Annotated in this window: 17 protein-coding genes and 1 riboswitch; of the genes, 15 read left to right on the top strand and 2 right to left on the bottom strand. The window is 56.0% G+C overall.

The window, feature by feature from the left end; all coding sequences use genetic code 11:
- Positions 1–13: 13 nt before the first annotated feature.
- From VFO10_RS13535 to VFO10_RS13525, 3 genes are all read left to right on the top strand, one after another.
- Positions 14–2,212 carry a nitrate reductase gene (locus tag VFO10_RS13535; protein WP_325140968.1) on the top strand — a complete coding sequence of 733 codons (2,199 nt, stop codon included), beginning with the start codon at positions 14–16 and terminating at the stop codon, positions 2,210–2,212.
- Between the two features lie 121 nt (positions 2,213–2,333).
- The gene (locus VFO10_RS13530; protein ID WP_325140966.1) at positions 2,334–3,983 is read left to right on the top strand and encodes a hybrid sensor histidine kinase/response regulator; all 1,650 of its coding nucleotides are present in this window, start codon (positions 2,334–2,336) and stop codon (positions 3,981–3,983) included.
- A 66-nt stretch (positions 3,984–4,049) separates the two neighbouring features.
- Entirely contained in the window at positions 4,050–4,940 is an 891-nt protein-coding gene (locus VFO10_RS13525; protein ID WP_325140964.1) for a VOC family protein, read from the top strand.
- Here the strand turns inward: VFO10_RS13525 and VFO10_RS13520 are convergent.
- Positions 4,937–7,843 carry a 7TM diverse intracellular signaling domain-containing protein gene (locus VFO10_RS13520; RefSeq protein ID WP_325140963.1) on the bottom strand — a complete coding sequence of 969 codons (2,907 nt, stop codon included), beginning with the start codon at positions 7,841–7,843 and terminating at the stop codon, positions 4,937–4,939. The two genes, VFO10_RS13525 and VFO10_RS13520, sit on opposite strands and share 4 nt — an antisense overlap.
- Before the next feature lie 155 nt (positions 7,844–7,998).
- Positions 7,999–9,294, bottom strand: coding sequence for an MFS transporter (locus VFO10_RS13515; protein ID WP_325140961.1), 1,296 nt, complete (start codon positions 9,292–9,294; stop codon positions 7,999–8,001).
- Positions 9,295–9,608: 314 nt separating this feature from the next.
- A riboswitch (cobalamin riboswitch) is annotated at positions 9,609–9,798 on the top strand.
- A 122-nt stretch (positions 9,799–9,920) separates the two neighbouring features.
- On the opposite strand from VFO10_RS13515, the gene VFO10_RS13510 reads away from it, so the two are divergent.
- From VFO10_RS13510 to cobA, 12 genes are read left to right on the top strand one after another with little or no spacing between them, the layout of a single operon-like run.
- Positions 9,921–11,096, top strand: a complete 1,176-nt coding sequence (locus tag VFO10_RS13510; protein WP_325140959.1) for a CbiX/SirB N-terminal domain-containing protein — start codon at positions 9,921–9,923, stop codon at positions 11,094–11,096.
- Between the two features lie 10 nt (positions 11,097–11,106).
- The gene (locus VFO10_RS13505) at positions 11,107–11,481 is read left to right on the top strand and encodes a DUF3209 family protein (RefSeq protein ID WP_325140956.1); all 375 of its coding nucleotides are present in this window, start codon (positions 11,107–11,109) and stop codon (positions 11,479–11,481) included.
- Between the two features lie 9 nt (positions 11,482–11,490).
- Positions 11,491–12,198: an FAD-binding oxidoreductase gene (locus VFO10_RS13500; RefSeq protein ID WP_325140954.1), complete on the top strand. Its 708-nt coding sequence runs from the start codon at positions 11,491–11,493 to the stop codon at positions 12,196–12,198.
- Positions 12,179–13,282, top strand: coding sequence for a cobalt-precorrin-5B (C(1))-methyltransferase (locus VFO10_RS13495; RefSeq protein ID WP_325140952.1), 1,104 nt, complete (start codon positions 12,179–12,181; stop codon positions 13,280–13,282). The genes VFO10_RS13500 and VFO10_RS13495 overlap by 20 nt, the downstream gene beginning before the upstream one ends.
- Positions 13,279–13,923 (top strand): precorrin-8X methylmutase, encoded by a 645-nt coding sequence (locus VFO10_RS13490; RefSeq protein WP_325140951.1) that lies wholly within the window; start codon positions 13,279–13,281, stop codon positions 13,921–13,923. Before VFO10_RS13495 ends, VFO10_RS13490 begins: the two co-directional genes overlap by 4 nt.
- Positions 13,923–15,161, top strand: a complete 1,239-nt coding sequence (cbiE, locus tag VFO10_RS13485) for a precorrin-6y C5,15-methyltransferase (decarboxylating) subunit CbiE (RefSeq protein ID WP_325140949.1) — start codon at positions 13,923–13,925, stop codon at positions 15,159–15,161. The genes VFO10_RS13490 and cbiE overlap by 1 nt, the downstream gene beginning before the upstream one ends.
- Complete coding sequence (gene cobI / locus VFO10_RS13480; RefSeq protein ID WP_325140947.1) at positions 15,158–15,934, top strand: precorrin-2 C(20)-methyltransferase; 777 nt, start codon at positions 15,158–15,160, stop codon at positions 15,932–15,934. The genes cbiE and cobI overlap by 4 nt, the downstream gene beginning before the upstream one ends.
- Positions 15,924–17,054 (top strand): cobalt-precorrin 5A hydrolase, encoded by a 1,131-nt coding sequence (locus VFO10_RS13475; RefSeq protein WP_325140945.1) that lies wholly within the window; start codon positions 15,924–15,926, stop codon positions 17,052–17,054. Before cobI ends, VFO10_RS13475 begins: the two co-directional genes overlap by 11 nt.
- Positions 17,051–17,956 (top strand): precorrin-3B C(17)-methyltransferase, encoded by a 906-nt coding sequence (cobJ, locus tag VFO10_RS13470; protein ID WP_325140943.1) that lies wholly within the window; start codon positions 17,051–17,053, stop codon positions 17,954–17,956. The genes VFO10_RS13475 and cobJ overlap by 4 nt, the downstream gene beginning before the upstream one ends.
- The gene (locus VFO10_RS13465) at positions 17,914–18,318 is read left to right on the top strand and encodes a hypothetical protein (protein WP_325140941.1); all 405 of its coding nucleotides are present in this window, start codon (positions 17,914–17,916) and stop codon (positions 18,316–18,318) included. Before cobJ ends, VFO10_RS13465 begins: the two co-directional genes overlap by 43 nt.
- 9 nt (positions 18,319–18,327) lie before the next feature.
- The gene (cobM, locus tag VFO10_RS13460) at positions 18,328–19,101 is read left to right on the top strand and encodes a precorrin-4 C(11)-methyltransferase (protein WP_325140939.1); all 774 of its coding nucleotides are present in this window, start codon (positions 18,328–18,330) and stop codon (positions 19,099–19,101) included.
- Entirely contained in the window at positions 19,098–19,859 is a 762-nt protein-coding gene (gene cobA / locus VFO10_RS13455) for a uroporphyrinogen-III C-methyltransferase (RefSeq protein WP_325140937.1), read from the top strand. Before cobM ends, cobA begins: the two co-directional genes overlap by 4 nt.
- Positions 19,860–19,862 lie beyond the last annotated feature (3 nt).

The following is a 19,862-nucleotide window of genomic DNA, read 5'->3' as shown; positions in this document are numbered from 1 at the left end:
AAGCGGAGTCTTTATGATCAGTCTTTCTTCACTCCGGGAGCTCCTCCGCTCCCATGATGGAACCTTGACCGAAGAGCTGCGCCTCAAACCCAACGCTTTGGGTTTGGGGCATCTGCCCTCGCGTTTGCAGCCGGATGCCTTGACGACCATGGTGTGCGGATACTGCTCCACAGGCTGCAGCCTCGTCATTCACATGAAGGAAGGGAAGGCGATCAACCTGACTCCGGATGGACGTTATCCTGTGAATCAAGGCATGGCCTGCCCCAAAGGATGGGAGGCGCTGCGGGTACTGGAAAGTCCCGAGCGGGCGGTGCAGCCTTTACGGCGAAATGAAGATGGCGGTTGGACGGCTGTGGGCTGGGAATATGCCGTGCTCACGTTTGTGAGTCGCATGAAGGCGCTGCAGGAGAAATACGGAAAAGGAAGCGTCGCGTTTTTAGGGACGGGACAGATTCCCACCGAAGAGCTGGCGTTTTTGGGAACGCTCGCCAAATGCGGCATGGGTTTTCTGCATGGCGACGGCAACACGCGGCAGTGCATGGCCAGTGCGGTGGTCGCCTATAAGCAAAGCTTTGGTTTTGATGCTCCGCCCTACACCTATCAGGATTTGGAAGAGAGCGACACCATCGTGCTGGTGGGTTCCAACCTTTGCATAGCGCATCCGATTCTATGGGAAAGGATAACGCGGAATCCGCATCAGCCGCGCATCATCGTCGTGGATCCCCGGCGCACGGAAACCGCGCAGGCAGCGACCCATCATTTCGCTCCCGAGCCGAAGACGGATCTGACTCTTTTTTATGGCGTCGCGCATCTTCTTTTGGAATGGAACGCCTGGGATCCGGACTTCGTCGCGCGACATACCGAGGACTTTGGAAAGTTTCGCAATCACGTCGCATCCTTTACGCCGGAATACGTCGCCGATCACTGCCGCATGCGAAGGGATGAGGTCGAGGAATTGGCGCGACTGATCGCCGAAGGCAAGCGGGTTTCCTTCTGGTGGACGATGGGCGTCAATCAAAGTCATCAGGGTGTGCTCACGGCCCAGGCGCTCATCAATCTTGCGCTCATGACGGGCCATATGGGAAAGCCAGGGACCGGCGCGAATTCCATCACAGGTCAGTGCAATGCTATGGGGTCGCGACTCTTCTCCAATACGGCGAGCCTTTTGGGAGGACGCGATTTCACCAAAGCTGAACATCGAAAAAAGGTGGCGGATATTTTGAATCTGGATGAAAGCCGTATGCCTCAGTCGAGCGGCTATGCCTATGATCAGATCATCGATGCGATTGACCGCGGCGAGATCAAAGGCCTTTGGATCATCGCCACCAACAGCGCGCATTCCTGGGTGCAGCAGAATCGCTTGAAGAACGCACTTTCCAAGCTGGAATTTCTGGTTGTGCAGGACATGTATCTGACCAGTGAGACGGCTCAGCTTGCCGACCTCGTCCTGCCCGCGGCAGGCTGGGGCGAGAAGGAAGGAACCTTTATCAATTCTGAACGCCGCATCGGCCGCATTCGGAAGGTGGCGAAAGCGCCCGGACAGGCTCTGGCGGATTTTTCCATACTGCGGCTTCTGGCCGAAGCCTGGGGCCTTGGTCATGAGTTTTCCGAGTGGACGGATCCGGAATCGGTGTTCAAAATGCTGAGTCGACTTTCCGAAGGTCAGCCCTGCGATTTCTCGCGCCTTCAGTCCTATGAGGACCTGGGAGCCTATGGTGTGCAATGGCCTGTTCCAGAAGGTGAGGTCGCAGCGGAAAGGCGGCTCTTTGCTGATGGACGATTTTTTCATAGCGATGGACGCGCCCGCTTTGTGTTCGCCGATCCTGTTCAGCCGCGGGAACGCACGAGCGCGGAATTTCCCTATCTTTTGCTGACAGGCCGCGGAACCTCAGCCCAGTGGCACACGGAAACACGCACAAGGCAGTCCCCGATGCTGAAGCGACTTTATCGTGATGAGGCCATCATTGAGATCTGTCCTGAGGATGCGCAGCGCGAAGGCTGGGAAGCCGAAGATTGGGTGCTAGTTACATCGGCGCATGGACAGGCCGCTTTTCGCTGCGTGGTGACAGGCAGGGTGAAGTCAGGCCAGGTTTTCATTCCCATGCACAAGGATAGGGTGAATAGGTTAATTCCGAGTGAATTCGATCCGCAGTCAAGGCAGCCCTCCTATAAAATTACCGCCGTCCAGCTGAAAAAGATTTCAGGCTCGTGATCCCGCGGCCATCTGCGTAGATAAGCAGCGCATCTTTTTTCATACAGTCGATGGACTTCCAAAATTTATGTATACTGCGGAGGATCGCAATTTTCCTTGACCAGGTATGACGAGAATCCCTATGGGCCAAGATGCCATGAAAAGACTTGTGTCCGTGGTTCAAGAGCTTTCCCTCGCACGTTCCTTGGAAACCATTATGGATATTGTGCGCCGGGCCGCGCGTGACCTGAGCGCGGCGGATGGGGCGAGTTTTATTCTGCGGGACAAGGATCAATGCTTCTATGCGGACGAGGATGCCATCGCTCCTTTGTGGAAGGGCCAGAGGTTTCCCATGGAAGCCTGTGCCAGCGGATGGACCATGCTGCATCACAAGGCGCTGGCGATCGAGGATATCTACGCGGACGCTCGCGTGCCGGCTGATGCCTACCGTCCCACCTTTGTCAAAAGCCTTTTGATTGTACCGATTCGAACCCAGGATCCGATAGGAGCCATTGGTGTCTATTGGGCTCAAAGGCATCGCACGACAGCCGAGGAAGAGGAAGTCCTGTCAGCTTTGGCCGATACTGTGTCCGTGGCGATTCAAAACGTCGAATTGAATAAGGCCCTGGAGCAAAGAGTGCAGGACCTGGAAGACGCCAATCGCATGAAGGATGACTTTCTGATGACGCTGTCGCACGAACTGCGAACGCCTCTGAATGGCATCCTCGGTTGGGCCGAAATTCTGGGCAGCGGTGAGGCCGAGGCTTCGGATTACGAAATCGGCCTGGATACGATAGTCAGGAGTTCAGAAGCGTTGAATCATTTGATTGATGATCTCCTCGATACCTCACGCATGATGACAGGTCGCCTATCCTTTGAAAAAAATCCCCTGAATCCGAAGGATTTTATCGAAGCAGCCATGGAGTCCGTATCCATGGCAGCCACGGCTAAAAAAATTACGATTGATTTCACGGCAGCGCAAGACGTCGGCACCGTGGTCGGGGATGCGGTTCGTCTGCAGCAGGTGGTTTGGAATCTTCTGAACAATGCGATCAAATTCACGCCCGAGGGCGGGAGCGTTCAGGTGACTCTGGAGCGTGCTCACGGCATGGCTCGCATTCGCGTGCGCGACAGCGGCGAGGGCATACATCCGGACATCCTGCCCTTTATTTTCGAGCGCTTTCGCCAGGCCAACAGCACAACGATCCGCAAGCATGGGGGACTTGGTCTCGGGCTTGCGCTGGTTCGGTATCTGGTGGAAGCTCATGGCGGAACCATTGAAGGCAAGAGCGAAGGCGTAGGACGTGGTGCGGCGTTCACTGTGAATCTACCGCTCGCGGCCATCGCTTTGCCGCATGCGTCTGCGCCGATGGAAGAGACTTCCGATCACGATTTGAAACTGGATGCGCTTTCGGGCTGGCGCGTTCTGGTGGTCGATGATGTGGACGATGCCCGCTTCCTTGTGACCTATATCGTCAAAAATCAAGGGGCTGTGGTCGAAGAGGCCTCGGATGCCAGCAATGTTTTAAACCTTATCGAAAAGTTTGAGCCGGATCTTTTGCTCTGTGATCTTTGCATGCCGGGTGAGGATGGCTATTCCCTGATGCAGCGGATCCGAAGTTCAGCGCGTGATCGCAGCATGCGGCTTCCCGCGATCGCCGTCACCGCCTATGCCGATCAAAAAAGCCAGGATCATGCCCGCGCCTCGGGTTTTGATGGGGTTGTATCGAAGCCGCTTCTGCCCAGGAAATTTGTAAGGACCATCCTTGATATTTGTGGGGATGCCACTTAAGAAGAGGTCAGGGTCCGAAAGAGTGCTAGGATGAGCGCATCATCACTTTTATGGAGGCCCTGCAGCATGAAAAAAATCATTCCCCATATCTGGTTTGAAACGCAGGCTCGCGACGCCGCATCATGGTATACGGGTATATTCAAGGATTCCCGTATCCTTTTTGAAACGTCCCTTGCCGGAACCCCCTCCGGCACGGTCCAGGTGATCAGTCTTCAGCTCATGGGTCAGGAATTTCAGTTCCTGAATGCCGGGCCTCTGTTCGATCGCAATCCTTCCTTCTCCTATATGATCGCCTGCTCCACGGCGGCCGAGGTGGATCATCTCTGGAAAAAACTCATAGTCGGTGGCCAGGCCTTGATGCCGCTCGATACCTATCCGTTCAGCGAACGCTTCGGCTGGGTTTTGGATCAATACGGCCTTTCCTGGCAGATCATGCATGATGGTGGTCGCAAGGTTCAGGCTTTGACTCCGGCTCTGCTCTTTACGCAAAAAGCTGCGGGGCATGCCGAGGAATCGATGCAGGACCTGATCAAGCTCGTGGGTGATGGCGAGGTTTTGCCGGGCCATTTGCAAAGACACCCGGCGGGCGGTCCCGATCGCGAAGGCACGCTGCAGTATGCGCGCTTTCGTTTGGGCCAGCAGGAATTCGTGTTCATGGACAGCGCGATCGGCCATGCCTTTACCTTCAATGAAATGCAGTCGCTCATGATTTATGTGGAATCCCAGGCGGAAATCGAACGCTACTCCAATGCCCTGTCCCGGGTGCCTGAGGCCGAGCAGTGCGGTTGGGTGAAGGACGCCTACGGAATTTCCTGGCAGATCGTGCCGACCCGCATGGATGAGATGATGGCCAAGGGTTCGCCGGAAGAAATCCAAAGGCTGGTGCAGGCGTTCCTGCCGATGAAGCGAATGAATATCGCGGCATTGGAGAAGGCCTTCGCCGGGCGCGAGCGCTAGGCGACCTGCGTGGTCGGAGTGACGAGCGTCGGTGCATCTATCCTTTGAAATCTGTTCTCGGGCAAAATCATTACAAAATGCGCGGGAACCGATTTCAAAACAGTGCTGTTGGGTTCGTCGACGCGCACCGCAAAGGTCCCGTTGATGTCCTCGATGAAGCTGCGGACCGCATCCATCCCCATGCCCCGGCCCGAGATATCGTTGACGCGCTCAGAGGTGGAAAAACCCGGCCGCAGTATAAGGTCGACCAGATGCTGATGGGTGACCTCCTGATCAGGCTGCAGCAGACCTTTGGCGATCCCCTTGTCGCGAATCCTTTTGAGGTCCATGCCGCTGCCATCATCCGTATAATCAATCCGCAGCTGATCATGGAAAGGACTCAGCCTGATCGTGATATGACCCTCGGGTGATTTGCCGCGCGCCGTGCGCTGCTCGGTGGACTCCAGGCCATGATCAATGGAATTGCGCAGAAGATGGGTGAAGACGTTATTGATCGTCTCATGGACTTCCCGGTTGATGGAAAAATCCTGATCGAAAAATTCCGTCCTGGGCGGCAGCTTGTTCAGCGAACGGGCCAGATGAGCGAGTCCTTCGACCTGAGCCTCCAGCACCTTATGCAAGGGCGTATAAGCGACCTTATAGAAAAGGGTGCGGATCTTTTCAAAGCGGGATTGATCATCCGCCTGCAGCGCCTGAAAATCAATCTCGCGGATGCTGCGCAGGTTTTCCTCGAACTGGCGCTTGTCGATCAGGATGTAATGATGATCCTGATTGCTGCCGCGACCGAGTTTATGGCGATGGATTTCCACCATTCTGCGCACAAGGCTCAGAATTCCATCCAGATCCTTGAGCAGGAGTGGAATCCTTACCGGCTCCCCGGCTTTCAAAGCCTTGTAGCGATTTTCAGCAGTGTGAACAAGGTCTGTGATCTGCCGCATCTGATAGCTGCGCATCATGCCCTTGACCGTATGCAGATTCCGATAGAGTCGATCGACCGAACCCGCATCGAGCTGATCCAGCCGGACAAGGATATCGCGGTTGGCCTCGGTCAATCGCTCGGTGGCCGTCATCAGACCTTCGAAGCGTTCCTTCGGAACATTGATGATGTCGGCGATCAGTTTCAACTCGGCCGCCTGATCCTCGGCTTCCAGACGCAGGCGTTTGATTTCCGTCACATCCCGGATCACGAGCAGAAGCTTTTCGATGCGTGATCCCGCCATGACCGGACTCCAGTCCAGTTCGAAAATCTGCGTGCCCTGGGGTCCATGACGCTGGATTTCCGTTGGCAGCGCGCTTTGGTTCAATTCAAAGGCGACGCTGTCCTCGCCCACGATCATGCTCAGAGCGTTGCGCAGCTGATCCAGCTGATCCTCGCTGATATCAAAGCCCACAAAGCAGGCGTCGAGGACGTTCATGCCTTCCGTTTTGCGGACGCCGATCATGGTTTCGAGATAAAGGGAATGTTCCTTCGCAAGTTCACCGCTCGGCGACTTCACGGCCATGATACCCTGCCGGATGTTATTCAGTATGGAAACGATATCACGGGTTTTTTCTTCGACCTTCTGCTCCAGGGTTTCGGCATAGTCGGTAAGACTCAGGTTCAGGGATTGGATTTCGCTTTGCTGCTGCAGCAGCGCGGCATTCTTGGTCTTGAGTTCGCGGCCCATCACCATGGTGCGTTCGAAGGTCAGGGCGAAGCGGCGGCCGACCACCAGGGACTGCGTGAAGATGAAAAGAACGAGGCTGTAATGCCCCAGATACATGAAATTATAGGCAGTGGTAGCGACCAGAAAATCATTGGTGTGACCGGCGAATATGATCGCGATGCCCAGGATACCCAGGACAGCTCCTTCCTCCCGAGCCCGTGCCGCTTTGAGACTGACGACGCAAACAGCAAGGAAAAGGATGAGCAGCACGATTGTGTAAGGGACCCAATGACTCTGCGCACGAACAATGGATGTAAAAAGAGCGTGAGTCGCCATGGTTCCGATCATCAAGATCGCGAGGAGAGGAAAAAAGGCAGGGACCTGTTTCGGATACGTATATCGAAGAAAAAGCGATAGGAAGAGGCCACAGGTCAGAGGCGCGAAGGCCAAACCCAAGAGATTCGATTCATAAAGAGACAAGCTGGGCTCAAAAATTCGATAGAGATAGCCATCGGTGGAAAGATAACGCCAGGCGAAAGAAAGACTCAGACCGAAGAGATAGAGCGGTCCCTTTTCGGAGGGCCTTTGAATGAAGAGGGCCAGATTGAAAAGAGCGATCAGCGCGAACAGTCCAAGAACGAAGGATTCTTCATAGACGTGAAGCTGAGCCCTTTTATTCAGGGCATGCTGCGGTCCCAATTCCAAGGGATGCAGTATGCGGTACGAGGGCATCGGCCCCTGAAAATAGGGATAGGCATTGGTCTGAATCAAAAGTATGCCGCTGCCAGTGACGGGAGGCAGCTGAATCGCATTGCTGCCTGTGAAGATATGCACCCGCTCTTTCGGATCACGGCTCACCTTGCCGAGCTGGCCCAAATCATACTGGATGCCGCTGGCTTCATGAAAGAAGAGGAAGCGATGGCTGCGAACGCCCATGTTCTCGATCCAAAGACTGACGGGCTGCTCCAGGCGAAGGCCTTGAATGCGAAGCACATAGGTGCGTTGATAGCGAATGGAATCGCGAGGCGCATCAAAACTCTCGGGGGTGGGAACAGGGGCCGGTGTCAGGGCATGGGCCGAGAGTTGATGGCCCTCCACGAGTTCATCTTCCACGCTCATCCAGGTACCGTTCAGAGAAATTCTGCTCGCGCCGTCCCATGCGGATAGATCGATCGCTCCATTCTGAACCTCAAGCGCTTCCAGCCTTGGGGCTGTCCAGCACAGGGCCATATATAGAAGTGCAAGGTAAGGACGCATGGCAAAAACCTCCCGCGACTTTCCCTCTAACGGCGGCTGCGGGATGGAATGGAGCATGCTCACAGCAGGAATATGCGGACAGCCGCTAACCATTCGTTCGGACTAGGGATTCTGCATGCATTCTTACAATAAAGGAAAACCCCCAGTCCGCTTTTTTACACAGCGAGCGCGCCTTCGGGAACAGGGGCCGGAGCTTTTTGCCGAACGAGAAGCGCAAGGCCAGCCATCAAAGTCGTGGCGATCCCGAGATAAAGGAGTGCAGTCGGCCACGCGAGGGCGCCACCGAATAAAAGTCCGGTGAGGATCGCGCCGACATTTCCGCCGGCTCCCACAATTCCAGCGACCGGACCGAGGGCTTTATTCTGGATAAAAGGAACAACAGCGTAGGTTGCTCCGCAGGCCATCTGACAAAAAAGGCTGAAAACCAGCATAAGTCCGATCGCGGATGAAAGCGTCTGCATCTGAGCAAAGCCGATGAGCGATATGCCTTCACCAAGGATGACGAGGGACAGCCAGGAGACCCGTCCGTTCAGGCCGATTTTCCGCCCAAAGACATCCCCCAGATAACCGCCCAGCGCGCGTGAAAAAATATTCATCATGCCAAAGGACGCGGCAGCAAATCCGGCCGTTTTCATATCGAGTTGAAAGTAGTCGATGAAGTAGAGAGCCGCGATATTATCAATGGTCAATTCCAAGCCAAAGCAAAGGCCATACATCATGGCCAGGATCCAGACCCGATAATCCTTCAGCGCCAGGGAAAAATTCTGCGAGGTTTTTTGAGGCGGGGGAAGGCGACCCGCGCGACGCAGATCGATCAGGTCACCTTCAGGAGTATCCTGGGTGAAACGATAGTAGAGGAAACCCATAACAAGGCAGAGGATGCCCACCAGGATCATGGAGAGACGCCAGGAACTGGACTGCGAAAAACCGAGGCTCAGGATGCCGGCGAAAATCAGGGGCATGGCGAGGTGCGTGGCTCCACCGCCCATGTTGCCCCAGCCGGCAGTGATAGCGTTTGCGGTTCCGACGATGCGCGGGCTGAACATCTGGGTCGTATGATACTGGCTGATGACGAACGAAGCCCCGATGGCGCCGATCGCCACCCTTGCGATCAGGAACGATTCATAACTATGAGTGAAGGCGATGCCGATCACAGGAATCGCCGAGGCGATAAGAAGAGCCGCATACATCCGTCTGGGGCCGATGCGTTCCAAAAGCCCGCCGATCACGAGGCGAAAGATGATGGTGATGGCCACCGATCCTGTGATGATATGCCCGATCTGACTCTTGGTGAGAGACAGTTCCTCACGGATCACGCCCATCAGCGCCGCGCTGCCGAACCACGCGAAAAAGCATAAGAAGAAGGCCATCCAACTCATATGGAAGGCCCGCATCGGCGCCGAACGAAAGTTCCAGAAGGTAATGGAATCAGCCTGACCGTGAGACAACATACTCGCTCCTCTTTGCATTGGATGTGAGGGACATGCTGCTTAGAAAACGGGATTTGAGGCTTTCAATCCAGTCCTTCCGTGATCCATGTGCTCAGGTTTTGCGCTTCCTTCCGGTATGAAAATTCCCTGCTCCTACCACAAGGTTGCAGGAACGAAATGCCTATGCAAAGACAACGGCTGCTTGTTTTCTTTATTCAACTCCCCTAGGAATACCAACCAGCAACCCTCGGGGGTGAGTCGAACCGAGCTGAATGATTTTTGCGGAGGAGAAAGGAATTGACAAGAATGAAGGCCGGTGAAATAAACGCCATGCGTATAGTCGCATAGCTTTGGGTTTCCGCAAGGAAGAGAAGGGAAGACGGTGAAAGACCGTCGCGGTCCCGCCACTGTAAGTCGTTAGACGCCACCAATGCCACTCAGTTGACTGGGGAAGGAGGGGGCGGCGCCGGAGTAACTGCCGGCTTCACGACAAGCCAGGAAACCTGCCCAAAGTGCACAAATTCAAAACGTCCTCGGGGTCTGGGAGGTTTTGGCAGGAGCTTGTTCGACAAGCGCGATCTTGCCTTATCTATCATACAGAAGCAGTGGAACGGACAGCCTGATTTCGGGACTGGGGAGCTGTGGTTATGAGCTTTGCGACCGTGATTGTTGGACACGGAAGTCGCGATGCTGAAGCCGAAGCCGCCTTTTTGCAGTGGATGGATCTTTACAGGTCGCGACATCCAGGGCGGAGCTTTGCGCACGCATTTTTGGAATTGAGCCCACCTTTCATCGGTGAGGTTCTGCGCGAGCAGGCCGCACAGAATGATGACATCGTGGTGGTCCCTCTGAGTCTTCTGCCTGCTGCTCATGTGAAGAATGATATACCGCTGGCCATCACAAGTTTGCGTCAGGAATTTCCGCAGCATCGACTGACCGTCACGCCCGCGCTGGGTCTGCATGCGGCTCTGGTTCAGGCCCTGCAGCAGCAAATCGAGTGCTGCGCGGGATTCGATCCCAAGGAATGGACGCTGCTGGTGGTGGGGCGTGGCGCCAGTGATCCCGATGCGAACAGCCAGCTTTATCAGATCGCTCGCGTGCTGGCGGAAAGCGCCGGCATGCGTCAGCTGGAAATAGCCTTCGTCGGCATCACCTGGCCGCGCTTGGATGAAGTCCTGCAGCGCCTCGCCCGTTTGAAACCCAAGGGTATTTTGATGGTACCCTATCTCCTTTTTCCCGGAGTCCTGGCGACGCGCATCGGCCAGATGTTCGATACCTTCGTCGCTCAGCATCCCTGGATCCGCGGCGAACGCGTGGGGCCTTTGGGAGTGACCACAGCCCTTTGCGAAGCGGTCGAGGATAGAATCGCCGATGCCCGCGGCACGCCGCGCTATGCTTTGCCCTGCGTCAGCTGTCAGTATCGGGTTCCGCTCGGGGCTCTGCAGGAACAGGTGGGCGGCATGAAAAGCCTTCTGTGGAGCGTTCGGCATCAGGCCACGCATCAGCAGGGCAAGCCGCATCAGCATGCGCATGCGCCCCTGAAAAAACATGTGCTGGTCTGCACCAATCACGATTGCAATAACAAAGGATCAACGGTCATCGCCGAAACCATGCAGCGCGAACTGCGAAAACTTTCTTTGCATCGCGAATACCGCGTGACGCGTACGAGCTGCCTCGGACGCTGCGGTGAAGGCCCCACGGTTGCGGTTTATCCCGATGGGATCTGGTATCGCAATTTTCAAAAAGAGGATGTGCCGGCTTTGGTCGCGCAGCATCTGCAAAAGGATCAGCTGCTCAGTGAGCGGATTGATTCCATTCTATAAGGAGTATTCCATGGCTTGTCACGAAATTGCGGCTTTACGTCTGGGAATGATGCGTATTCTGGGAGTGCAGGATCCGGCTCTGATCGAGCATGAACTGGCGGAACTCGGCGAAGCTGGGGAAAAACCAGGGCCTCTTAAGATGCTGAGCCAGGCCAATGACCTCAGAACTTTGGGTTACGCCTTTGAACTGGCGCGGACCGATCTGGAAGATCGTTTGAGTCAGATGAAAAGCGACGATCCCGAGCGCGCTTATGTGCAGACGCTGGCTGTGCTGAATAAAAAAATAGAAAGCGATCTTTCGAACCTTTATCACTATACCTCACAGTTCTTTGAAGATCTGGAGCAGGTGCATGATCACATGCACGTCATTTACCCAGCGGACTGAGGAGCGATCATGGCAGAAATGAGACAAGCGAAGGTTCTCGCGAAGGTGGCAGCGGCCGAACATGGTGCGATTCTGGCCTTTGAATTGGACGGGCATCCCGAGCTTGTGCTCAAGGGTGGGAAATATATCATCATTCACACCGGCCTTGAAAATGCGGAAGGCAAAATCATCAAACGCGCCTACAGCCTTTTCGCAGTGAAGCCGGAGTCGGGACAATTCTTCCTGGCCGTCGCTCCGACTCCAGACGGTGTGGCTTCGCGCTATCTCGCGTCGCTGGAGCCTGGCGATACTCTGCGTTTTTCCGGTCCCTGGGGCCGTTTTCACTGGCCCGAGGGTGCGCAGGAAAAAAAGGTGATCGCGGCCGCCTTTGGCAGCGGGATCACGGGGATCCTGGGATATCTGGCCAGTGTTCCGCGAAATTATGAAGTGGAGCTGCTCTGGTATCAGGACGCTCCAGGGGGCCTGGTCACCGATGCCATGGTCCGTGAGTGCCTCGCGCAGACCCAGATGAAAGTTTACGTAAGGTCGATGCGTGAGGATCCCTTGAATGATTTTCACGCGGTGAATCTGACCTCGCGTTTTATAGCGGCGGGTGAAGGCCAGCGCGTGGATCGCGTGTTTGGATATCTTCGCGAGCTGGGGGTCAGTGATGATCAGCTTCAGAGCGAAATTTTCTATCGGAATCAGGACCTGAGTGATGCAAAAGCAGACCGGTGACAAACCCCTCCGCAGCGGTTTCACCACCGGCGCCTGTGCCGCGGCGGCCGCTCGTGCGGCCAGTCAGTTCTTTCTGCGAGGCATCCCGCTTCAGGAGATTGAAAGCATTCTGCCGAATCGTCAGACGGTGCGTTTTGCGCTGAACCGCTGTCAGTGGGATGATGGTTTCGCTTTGACCAGCATCATCAAAGACGGCGGCGACGATCCTGATTGCACGCACGGGGCCGAGATCATCGCCCGCGTGCGCCTGCATCATGACAAAGCCTTGAATATTTACGGTGGCGTGGGCATAGCGCGCGTGACCAAACCAGGACTGGGACTTGAGGTCGGCACTTCGGCCATCAATCCCGTTCCAAGGCAGAACATTGCCGAGATGGTGCGGCTTGAACTGGATGACAGTATTTATCGGGGCGCGGATATTGAAATCTCGTGTCCCGATGGGGAAGAACGCGCGAAGAAAACCTTGAACGCGCGACTCGGTCTGCTCGGGGGTATTTCGATCCTCGGGACGACTGGGATCGTGCTGCCGTATTCCACAAGCGCCTTCATTGCCAGTATCGTGCAGGCCATCCAGCTGGCCCAGGCGGAAGGGCAAAAGCAGCTGGTTTTTACGACCGGCGGCCGCTCCGAGCAGTATGCGATGCGACTCCTTCCGCATCTTCCCGAATGCTGCTTCATCCAGGTCGGGGATTACGTGGGCATAGCCCTGCGCAATTCCGTGCGTTGCGGCATGGAAGGCGTTCATATCGTCGGCATGATGGGCAAACTTTCGAAGATGGCTGATGGTCGCATGATGACCCATGCCTCGGCTTCGGAAGTGAATATGGAGCTGCTCGCCTCGATTGCGGCTGAGCACGGCAGTCCCCTGGATGTTCAGGAGCAGATCCGCGGCGCGAACACCGCGCGGCATGTCCTCGAGATTTGCCAGGCGCATGAACTGGAAAAAATGCCGAGCATGATCTGTACGCGCACCCGCAATGTCTGCGAAAAGTTTGCGCGCGATAAACTCTGGATCGAAGTCACGATGGTGGATTTCGATGGGAAAACCCTTGGTTTCGATGAACTGCGAAAGGAAACGCCATGAGCGATATGCGGCAGATGACCGAGCAAGGTCGTCGAATTGAAACGGACAGCTTTGCCATCATCGACAGCGAAGTCGGCCCTCACGAGTTCCCGCCTTCGGAATGGCAGATTGTGCGCCGGGTGATTCATTCCACCGCGGATTTTGAATTCAAAGACCTCATGGCCTTTCATCCCGATGCTGTGAATTCCGGCATCCGCGCGCTGCGCCGGGGCTGTCCCCTGGTTCTGGACGTGCAGATGATCGCCGCGGGTTTGAATCAGGAGCGCCTGCAGCACTTCGGCTGCCAGACCTACTGCAGTATCTCCGATCCCGATGTGATCGCCCGCGCCAAGGAACTCAATACCACCCGGGCCATCGAATCCATGCGGAAACTTCACATGATGGGCAAGCTCGAAGGCTCGATCATTGCGATTGGCAACGCGCCGACGGCTCTTCTGGAAGTCCTGCGTTTGATCGCCGATGAGGATGTGCGTCCAGCCTTGATCATCGGTGTTCCTGTGGGCTTTGTTTCAGCCGCGGAATCGAAGGATCTTCTGGCGCAAAGTCAGGTACCCTGGCTGGCGGCACGGGGACGCAAGGGCGGCAGTACGATTGCTGTGGCCATTCTTCATGCACTTTTTGCTCTTGCTGTGGAGGCATGATGCGGCAGCCGGCGGTGATCGTGATCGGAATTGGCGAGGACGGCTGCCTTGGCCTTTCGAGTCGCGCGTATAATTGTATCAGGCAGTCGCAGATTCTGGTGGGCGGTCAACGCCAGCTCGACTTTTTCAATGATTATCCCGGACGCCGCGTGGTCCTTGGCAAACGGGTCAAGGATGCTTTGGAAAGCCTGCGGGATGAATCAGGTGATCATAACATCGTGATTCTGGCTTCGGGTGATCCCCTTTTTTACGGCGTCGGTAGCCTCGCCGTGAAAATATTCGGCGCGGAATTTTGCGGCTTCATCCCGCAGCCGAGTTCGATGCAGCTGGCCTTTGCCGCCGCGGGTCTTTCCTGGTCGGACGCGAGCTGTCTTTCCGTTCATGGACGCACGATCGAAGGGCTTTGCCAAAAGATGCGCCGCCTCAGAAAGGTGGCTCTGCTCACCGATGCGGACAACTCTCCGGTTCGCGTGGCGCTCCATCTTATGGAATATAGCGATACGCAATGGGACGCGATCCTCTGCGAAAATCTCGGCAGTACCGAGGAGCGCATTCGGCATCTGGATCTTCCTGGCCTGAGTCAGCTGACCGACGTGTCACCGCTGAATGTTCTGATACTGACCCGCACAGCGTCGTGGCGTTGTCCGCCTGCCTTTCATTCCGAGCCGGAAGAGGCCTATGCCCGCCGCATGCCCAAGCTGGGTTTGATCACCAAGCGCGAAATCCGTGTTCTGTCCCTTGCAGCGCTTCAGCTGCATGCCGAGGATGTGGTCTGGGACATCGGTGCAGGGTCGGGTTCTGTTTCATTGGAAGCGGCCCGCATTGCGAGTGAAGGCCGGGTTTTCGCGATTGAATGCGAAGCGGAAAGCCAGGGCTACTGCACGGACAATATTTTGAAACATGGCGCGGATAATGTGCGTTTGATTGCCGGCGAAGCGCCTGACGCGCTGGAAGGCCTCGATAATCCGGACGCCGTTTTTATCGGCGGATCCAAGGGTAAACTCGATGCTTTGATCCAGATCGTCTGGCAAAGACTCAATCCCGGTGGTCGCCTGGTCATCAATGCTGTGACCATGGAAAATGTCGGGCAAACGGTGAGCACGCTCAATGGACTTGGACTCAGCTACGATGTGAACCTCGTGCAGATCGCCCGCAGTTCCCTGCTCGCCGGCAAGTATCACCGCTATGAAGCCTTGAATCCCATCCATATATTCTCACTCTGCAAGGAAAGACCATGACAACAGGCAAACTCATCGGCATCGGCCTTGGGCCAGGTGCCAGCGATCTGATCACGCTGCGGGCTCTCCGGCATCTGGAGACCCTGCCTGTTCTGGCCATTCCGCGGCCCAATGCCTGGACACCGTCCCTGGCCTATCGGATTATCAAGGAGCACCTGCCGGTTGGTACGGGTCAGGAGCATCTTTTCCTCGAATTTCCCATGAGCCGGGATCCTGAGATTCTGGTTCCCGCCTGGACCAAGGCCTTTGCTGCGATTCGTGAAAAGCTTGAGGCTGGTCTTGATGTCGGCTTCGTCACGCAGGGTGATCCCTTTGTTTTCAGCACGTTTATCTATGTCTTTGAATCGCTGAAAGAGGATATTCCCGGTCTTGTCGTGGAAATGGTCCCGGGCGTCAGCTCGATCAATGCCGTTCCCAACGTTGCAGGCCGGCCTTTGGTGGATGGGCAGGAACGGCTTGCGGTCATACCTGCAACCTACGGGATCGAGGACCTTCGCAACATTCTGCGGAGCTTTGATTCGGTGGTGCTCATGAAAGTATCGAGCATCATGCCCCAGATCGTTCAGGTGCTGGAGGAGGAGAATCTTCTCGACGCTTCCGTTTACGTGGAGCGTGCGACCACCGATGAACAAAGAATCGTGCATGATCTGCGCCGCATCCGCAACGACCGCTGCGTTTATTTTTCCATGGTGGTCGTGACCAAGAAGCATCGGAACGGTGTTCTGCGCGGGGATGCTCCGAAATCCCAGCTGGAGGCCATGCATGCTCCCTAAAAAGAAACTCGCGATTCATGCGATCACGCGCCACGGATTCACGCTCGCCCAAAAACTGCAGGCGGCGTTTCCCGACAGCACGCTGTTCGTTTCGCAGAAAATTTCCCAGGACGCGCGCGAGAATGTCGTTCCCGTGAAACTGCCCTTGGGTCCCCTTCTGGACGAGGTGTTTCATGCCTATGAAACGCATGTCTTCATCATCAGCGTCGGGGCCGTCGTTCGCATGATCGCCCCTCTTTTGAAGGATAAAAAGCAGGACCCGGCCGTCGTCTGCATCGATGATGCGGGACAGTTTGCGATCTGCCTTCTGTCCGGGCATGTGGGCGGTGGCAATCGGGAGACCCTGCGAATAGCAAGCGCCTTGAACTGTCAGCCTGTGATCACGACCGCATCGGACGTGCAGGGGACATTGACTGTGGATATCCTCGGCCGTGAACTCGGCTGGGTGCTGGAAGATCAGGAGCATAATGTCACAACAGGCTGCGCGGCGGTCGTGAATGAACGCCCGGTTTTGATCGTGCAGGAATGCGGTCAGCCCGACTTCTGGCCTTTGAAAAAAGCCTGGCCGCCCGGCGTCAGCTATACGACGCATATTGAGACCGTGAATCCCGAACCCTGGGAAAAGATCCTGGTGGTTTCCGATCGGGATATTCCGCATCTTTATCCCGAGATTTATGAAAAGGGTCTCGTCTACCGTCCCCCGACGCTCTGGATTGGTATCGGCTGTGATCGCGATACGCCCTATGAACTTTTGCTGCGTGGCCTTCAGCACGTTCTGCGCGAATTCCGTCTGTCCGTAAAATCCATCGCAGGATTTACCAGTGCAGCCGTGAAAGGTAACGAAACAGGTCTTTTGCGGCTGTGTGCGGATTTTAAAAAACCGCTGCAGTGCTATGAAGCCGAGGACCTCGACCGGGTGATGTCGATACAGAATCCATCCGATAAAGTGAAAGAGCATGTGGGAACGCGTTCGGTTTCGGAAGCCTCCTGTCTTTTGGCATCGGGTGCTTCCGAACTTTTGGTTCCGAAACAGAAATACGGCGAAGAAGGCATTAAGCAGAAGATGACGATCGCCATCGCGCGGCAGCCGTTTGCTTCGCGAGAAGGAGTCCAGGCATGAGTGAATACGGGAACACCCCAACCATGAACGGACACGGTAAACTCTGGATCATCGGCATCGGACCCGGCGCGCATGATCTGATTGCGCCGCGAGCTTTGGCCGCGCTGGAAGAGGCGGAGCTGGTGGTCGGTTATCAAACCTATATGACCCTGGTGCGAAAACTCATCAAGGGCAAAGACAAGATCCGCACTGGCATGACCGAGGAAATCGGTCGCGCCCGGGCAGCCGTGGATGCCGCGCGGTCCGGACGCAAGGTCGCGGTGATTTCATCCGGGGATTCGGGCGTCTATGGAATGGGCTGCCTTGTTTTGGAAGTGCTGAAGGAAATCGGCTGGAAACAGGGGGAATCCCCTGAGGTCGCCCTGATTCCGGGCATCACCGCCCTGAATGCCTGCGCTTCATTGGTCGGAGCTCCCCTTGGACATGACGCCTGTATGATTTCCTTGAGCGATCTTTTAACGCCCTGGGAGCTTATCGAAAAAAGAATTCAACACGCCGCCGCCGCCGACTTTGTGATCGGCTTTTACAATCCCGCCAGCGGTCGCCGTCAAAGACAGATTGCCCGCGCCCGTGAAATCCTTTTGGAACACCGCGCTCCGGAGACTCCGGTGGCCCTTGTGAAAAGCGCCTACCGTTTCCGCCAGGAGGTGGTGCACACCGACCTGAACAGCATGCTCGATTTTGAAATCGGCATGCTCACGACGGTGCTGGTCGGTTCCACGCAAACCTATCGCTATGAAGGCCTGATGATCACCCCGCGTGGTTATCGCAATAAATATGATTTGGACAGCAGCGAAGTGCGCCCTGGTCAGACGCCGGGCCATTCCTTGACTGTTCCCCTTTCCGAGGTGCAAAGACCATGGCTCAAGTCGGCCGGCTCGTCGGAGCCATCATTGCCGTAACGGGTGATGATATTTATCTGGTGGGGGACACCAAAGAACCCTGTGACTTCACCCGTTACGGCCTGGAGGAACCGCCCGAAAGAAATGTCCTGGCGCAGCCTTATATCAAGCTGCGCAAGCGCGGTGATTTTCAGATCGAAGGCGTAAGACTCGAACTCGATGTGGAAGGCGAAGCTCTGCCGCAGCTCATGGTCGATACCTTTCTGATCTTCCGCAATGGATCGGTGAGTGAAAGACTCTGGCGCCTTTGCCTTCAATACTGCCCGGAACCTGTCAACGGCGTGGTGCGCGCCGACTGGCTGCGGCATGTCCCCCGCGGTATCTGGGAAATCGTTCGCGATACCATTCTACGTTGCTCATGAGGTGAAGCTGTGACTGTTTATATTATCGGCGCCGGACCCGGTGACCCGGATTTGATTACCGTCAAAGGTCGTAAGTTGATTCAAACCTGCCCCGTGGTGCTTTATACGGGTTCGCTCGTGCCGCGTGAACTTTTGCAGGATACAGCCCCTGGTGCTTTCATTGCCGATACATCGAGCATGCATCTGGACGAAATCATCGGCCACATGAAAGCGGCCCATGACCAAGGCCAGGATATCGCGCGCGTACACACCGGCGATCCCATGATATATGGTTCCACCGCCGAGCAGATGCGGCGCCTCGATGCCCTCGCCATTCCTTATCAGGTCGTGCCGGGCGTTTCATCCTACTCCGCTGCTGCCGCTGCCTTATCGCAGGAACTCACTCTTCCGGAATTATCCCAGACCATCATCATCTCGCGCTGTGAAGGGCGAACGCCGATGCCGGAGGGCGAGGACCTTGTGTCCCTCGCGCAGCATAAGTCCACGCTGGTACTTTTTCTCAGTGTGGCCATGATCAAAAAAATCACGCGACAGCTGCGGCCGCTCCTGGGGGATGACTGCCCCGTGGCCATCGTTTATAAAGCGTCCTGGCCCGATCAGCTGATCCTTAGGGGCACGCTCGAAGATATTTCCGCCAAGGTCACCGAGGCAAAGCTCACGAGCCACTCGATCATCATCATCGGCCGCGTGCTCGGGGCCACGGATTTTGCAGAATCCCGGCTCTATGCCGCGGATTTTTCCCATGGATACAGAAAGGCCAAGGCCGAGGAAACACGGACATGAACGGGCAGCAGGGCTGGGTTTATTTCGTTGGAGCAGGTCCTGGACCTTTGGATCTTCTCACTCTGCGCGCGGAACGTCTGCTCCGAACAGCTGATATGGTGGCCTATGATCATCTGGTGGAAGCGGAAGTCCTGGCTCTGGTGAAAAAGGACTGTGAACTGCTGTCGATCGGCTATCGCGCAAAATCCCGCGGCGGGCAGCATCCGATTCTGCATGACAGGATTCTGGAAGCCGCGAAGGCCGGGGCCCAGATCGTTCGCTTGAAGTCGGGGGATCCTTTGATCTTCGGACGTGCGGCCGAGGAAATGCAAAAGCTCGATGAAGCCGGCGTTGCCTATAGCGTGGTGCCTGGCATTACCGCGGCTCTGGCCGCGGCCGCGGCGGGCAACTGGCCTTTGACCCGCAAGGGACAGTCCACATCCCTGCGGCTAATGACCTGGAGTTCACACGGGATGACGCGCAATCCCGCTGAGACTCTCGCGATCTATATGCCGCGACATGGCCTCCGGGAACTTCTGCGCGATCTTCTGCAGGAAGGCTGGTCACCGACAACACCGGCGGCTTATATTCAATCCGCGCTGCGGTCCGATCAGGCGATTATACGCTCTGATCTTCGAGATCTGCCGCAGGCGGTCGAGGATCATTGTGACAATCGACCCGGCATCTGTTTGATCGGAGAATCCCTGCGTCGCGGTATCGAGCCTTTGCTGGCGGAACTGCCGCGTGAATATGAAAACAGTGCCGCGCTTTGGCAATAAGGA

The sequence above is a fragment of the Oligoflexus sp. genome (assembly GCF_035712445.1).
Classification (GTDB): Bacteria; Bdellovibrionota_B; Oligoflexia; order Oligoflexales; family Oligoflexaceae; genus Oligoflexus.
The sequence above is the reverse complement of the archived record's forward strand: the minus strand, read 5'-3'. Positions and strand labels throughout refer to the sequence as shown.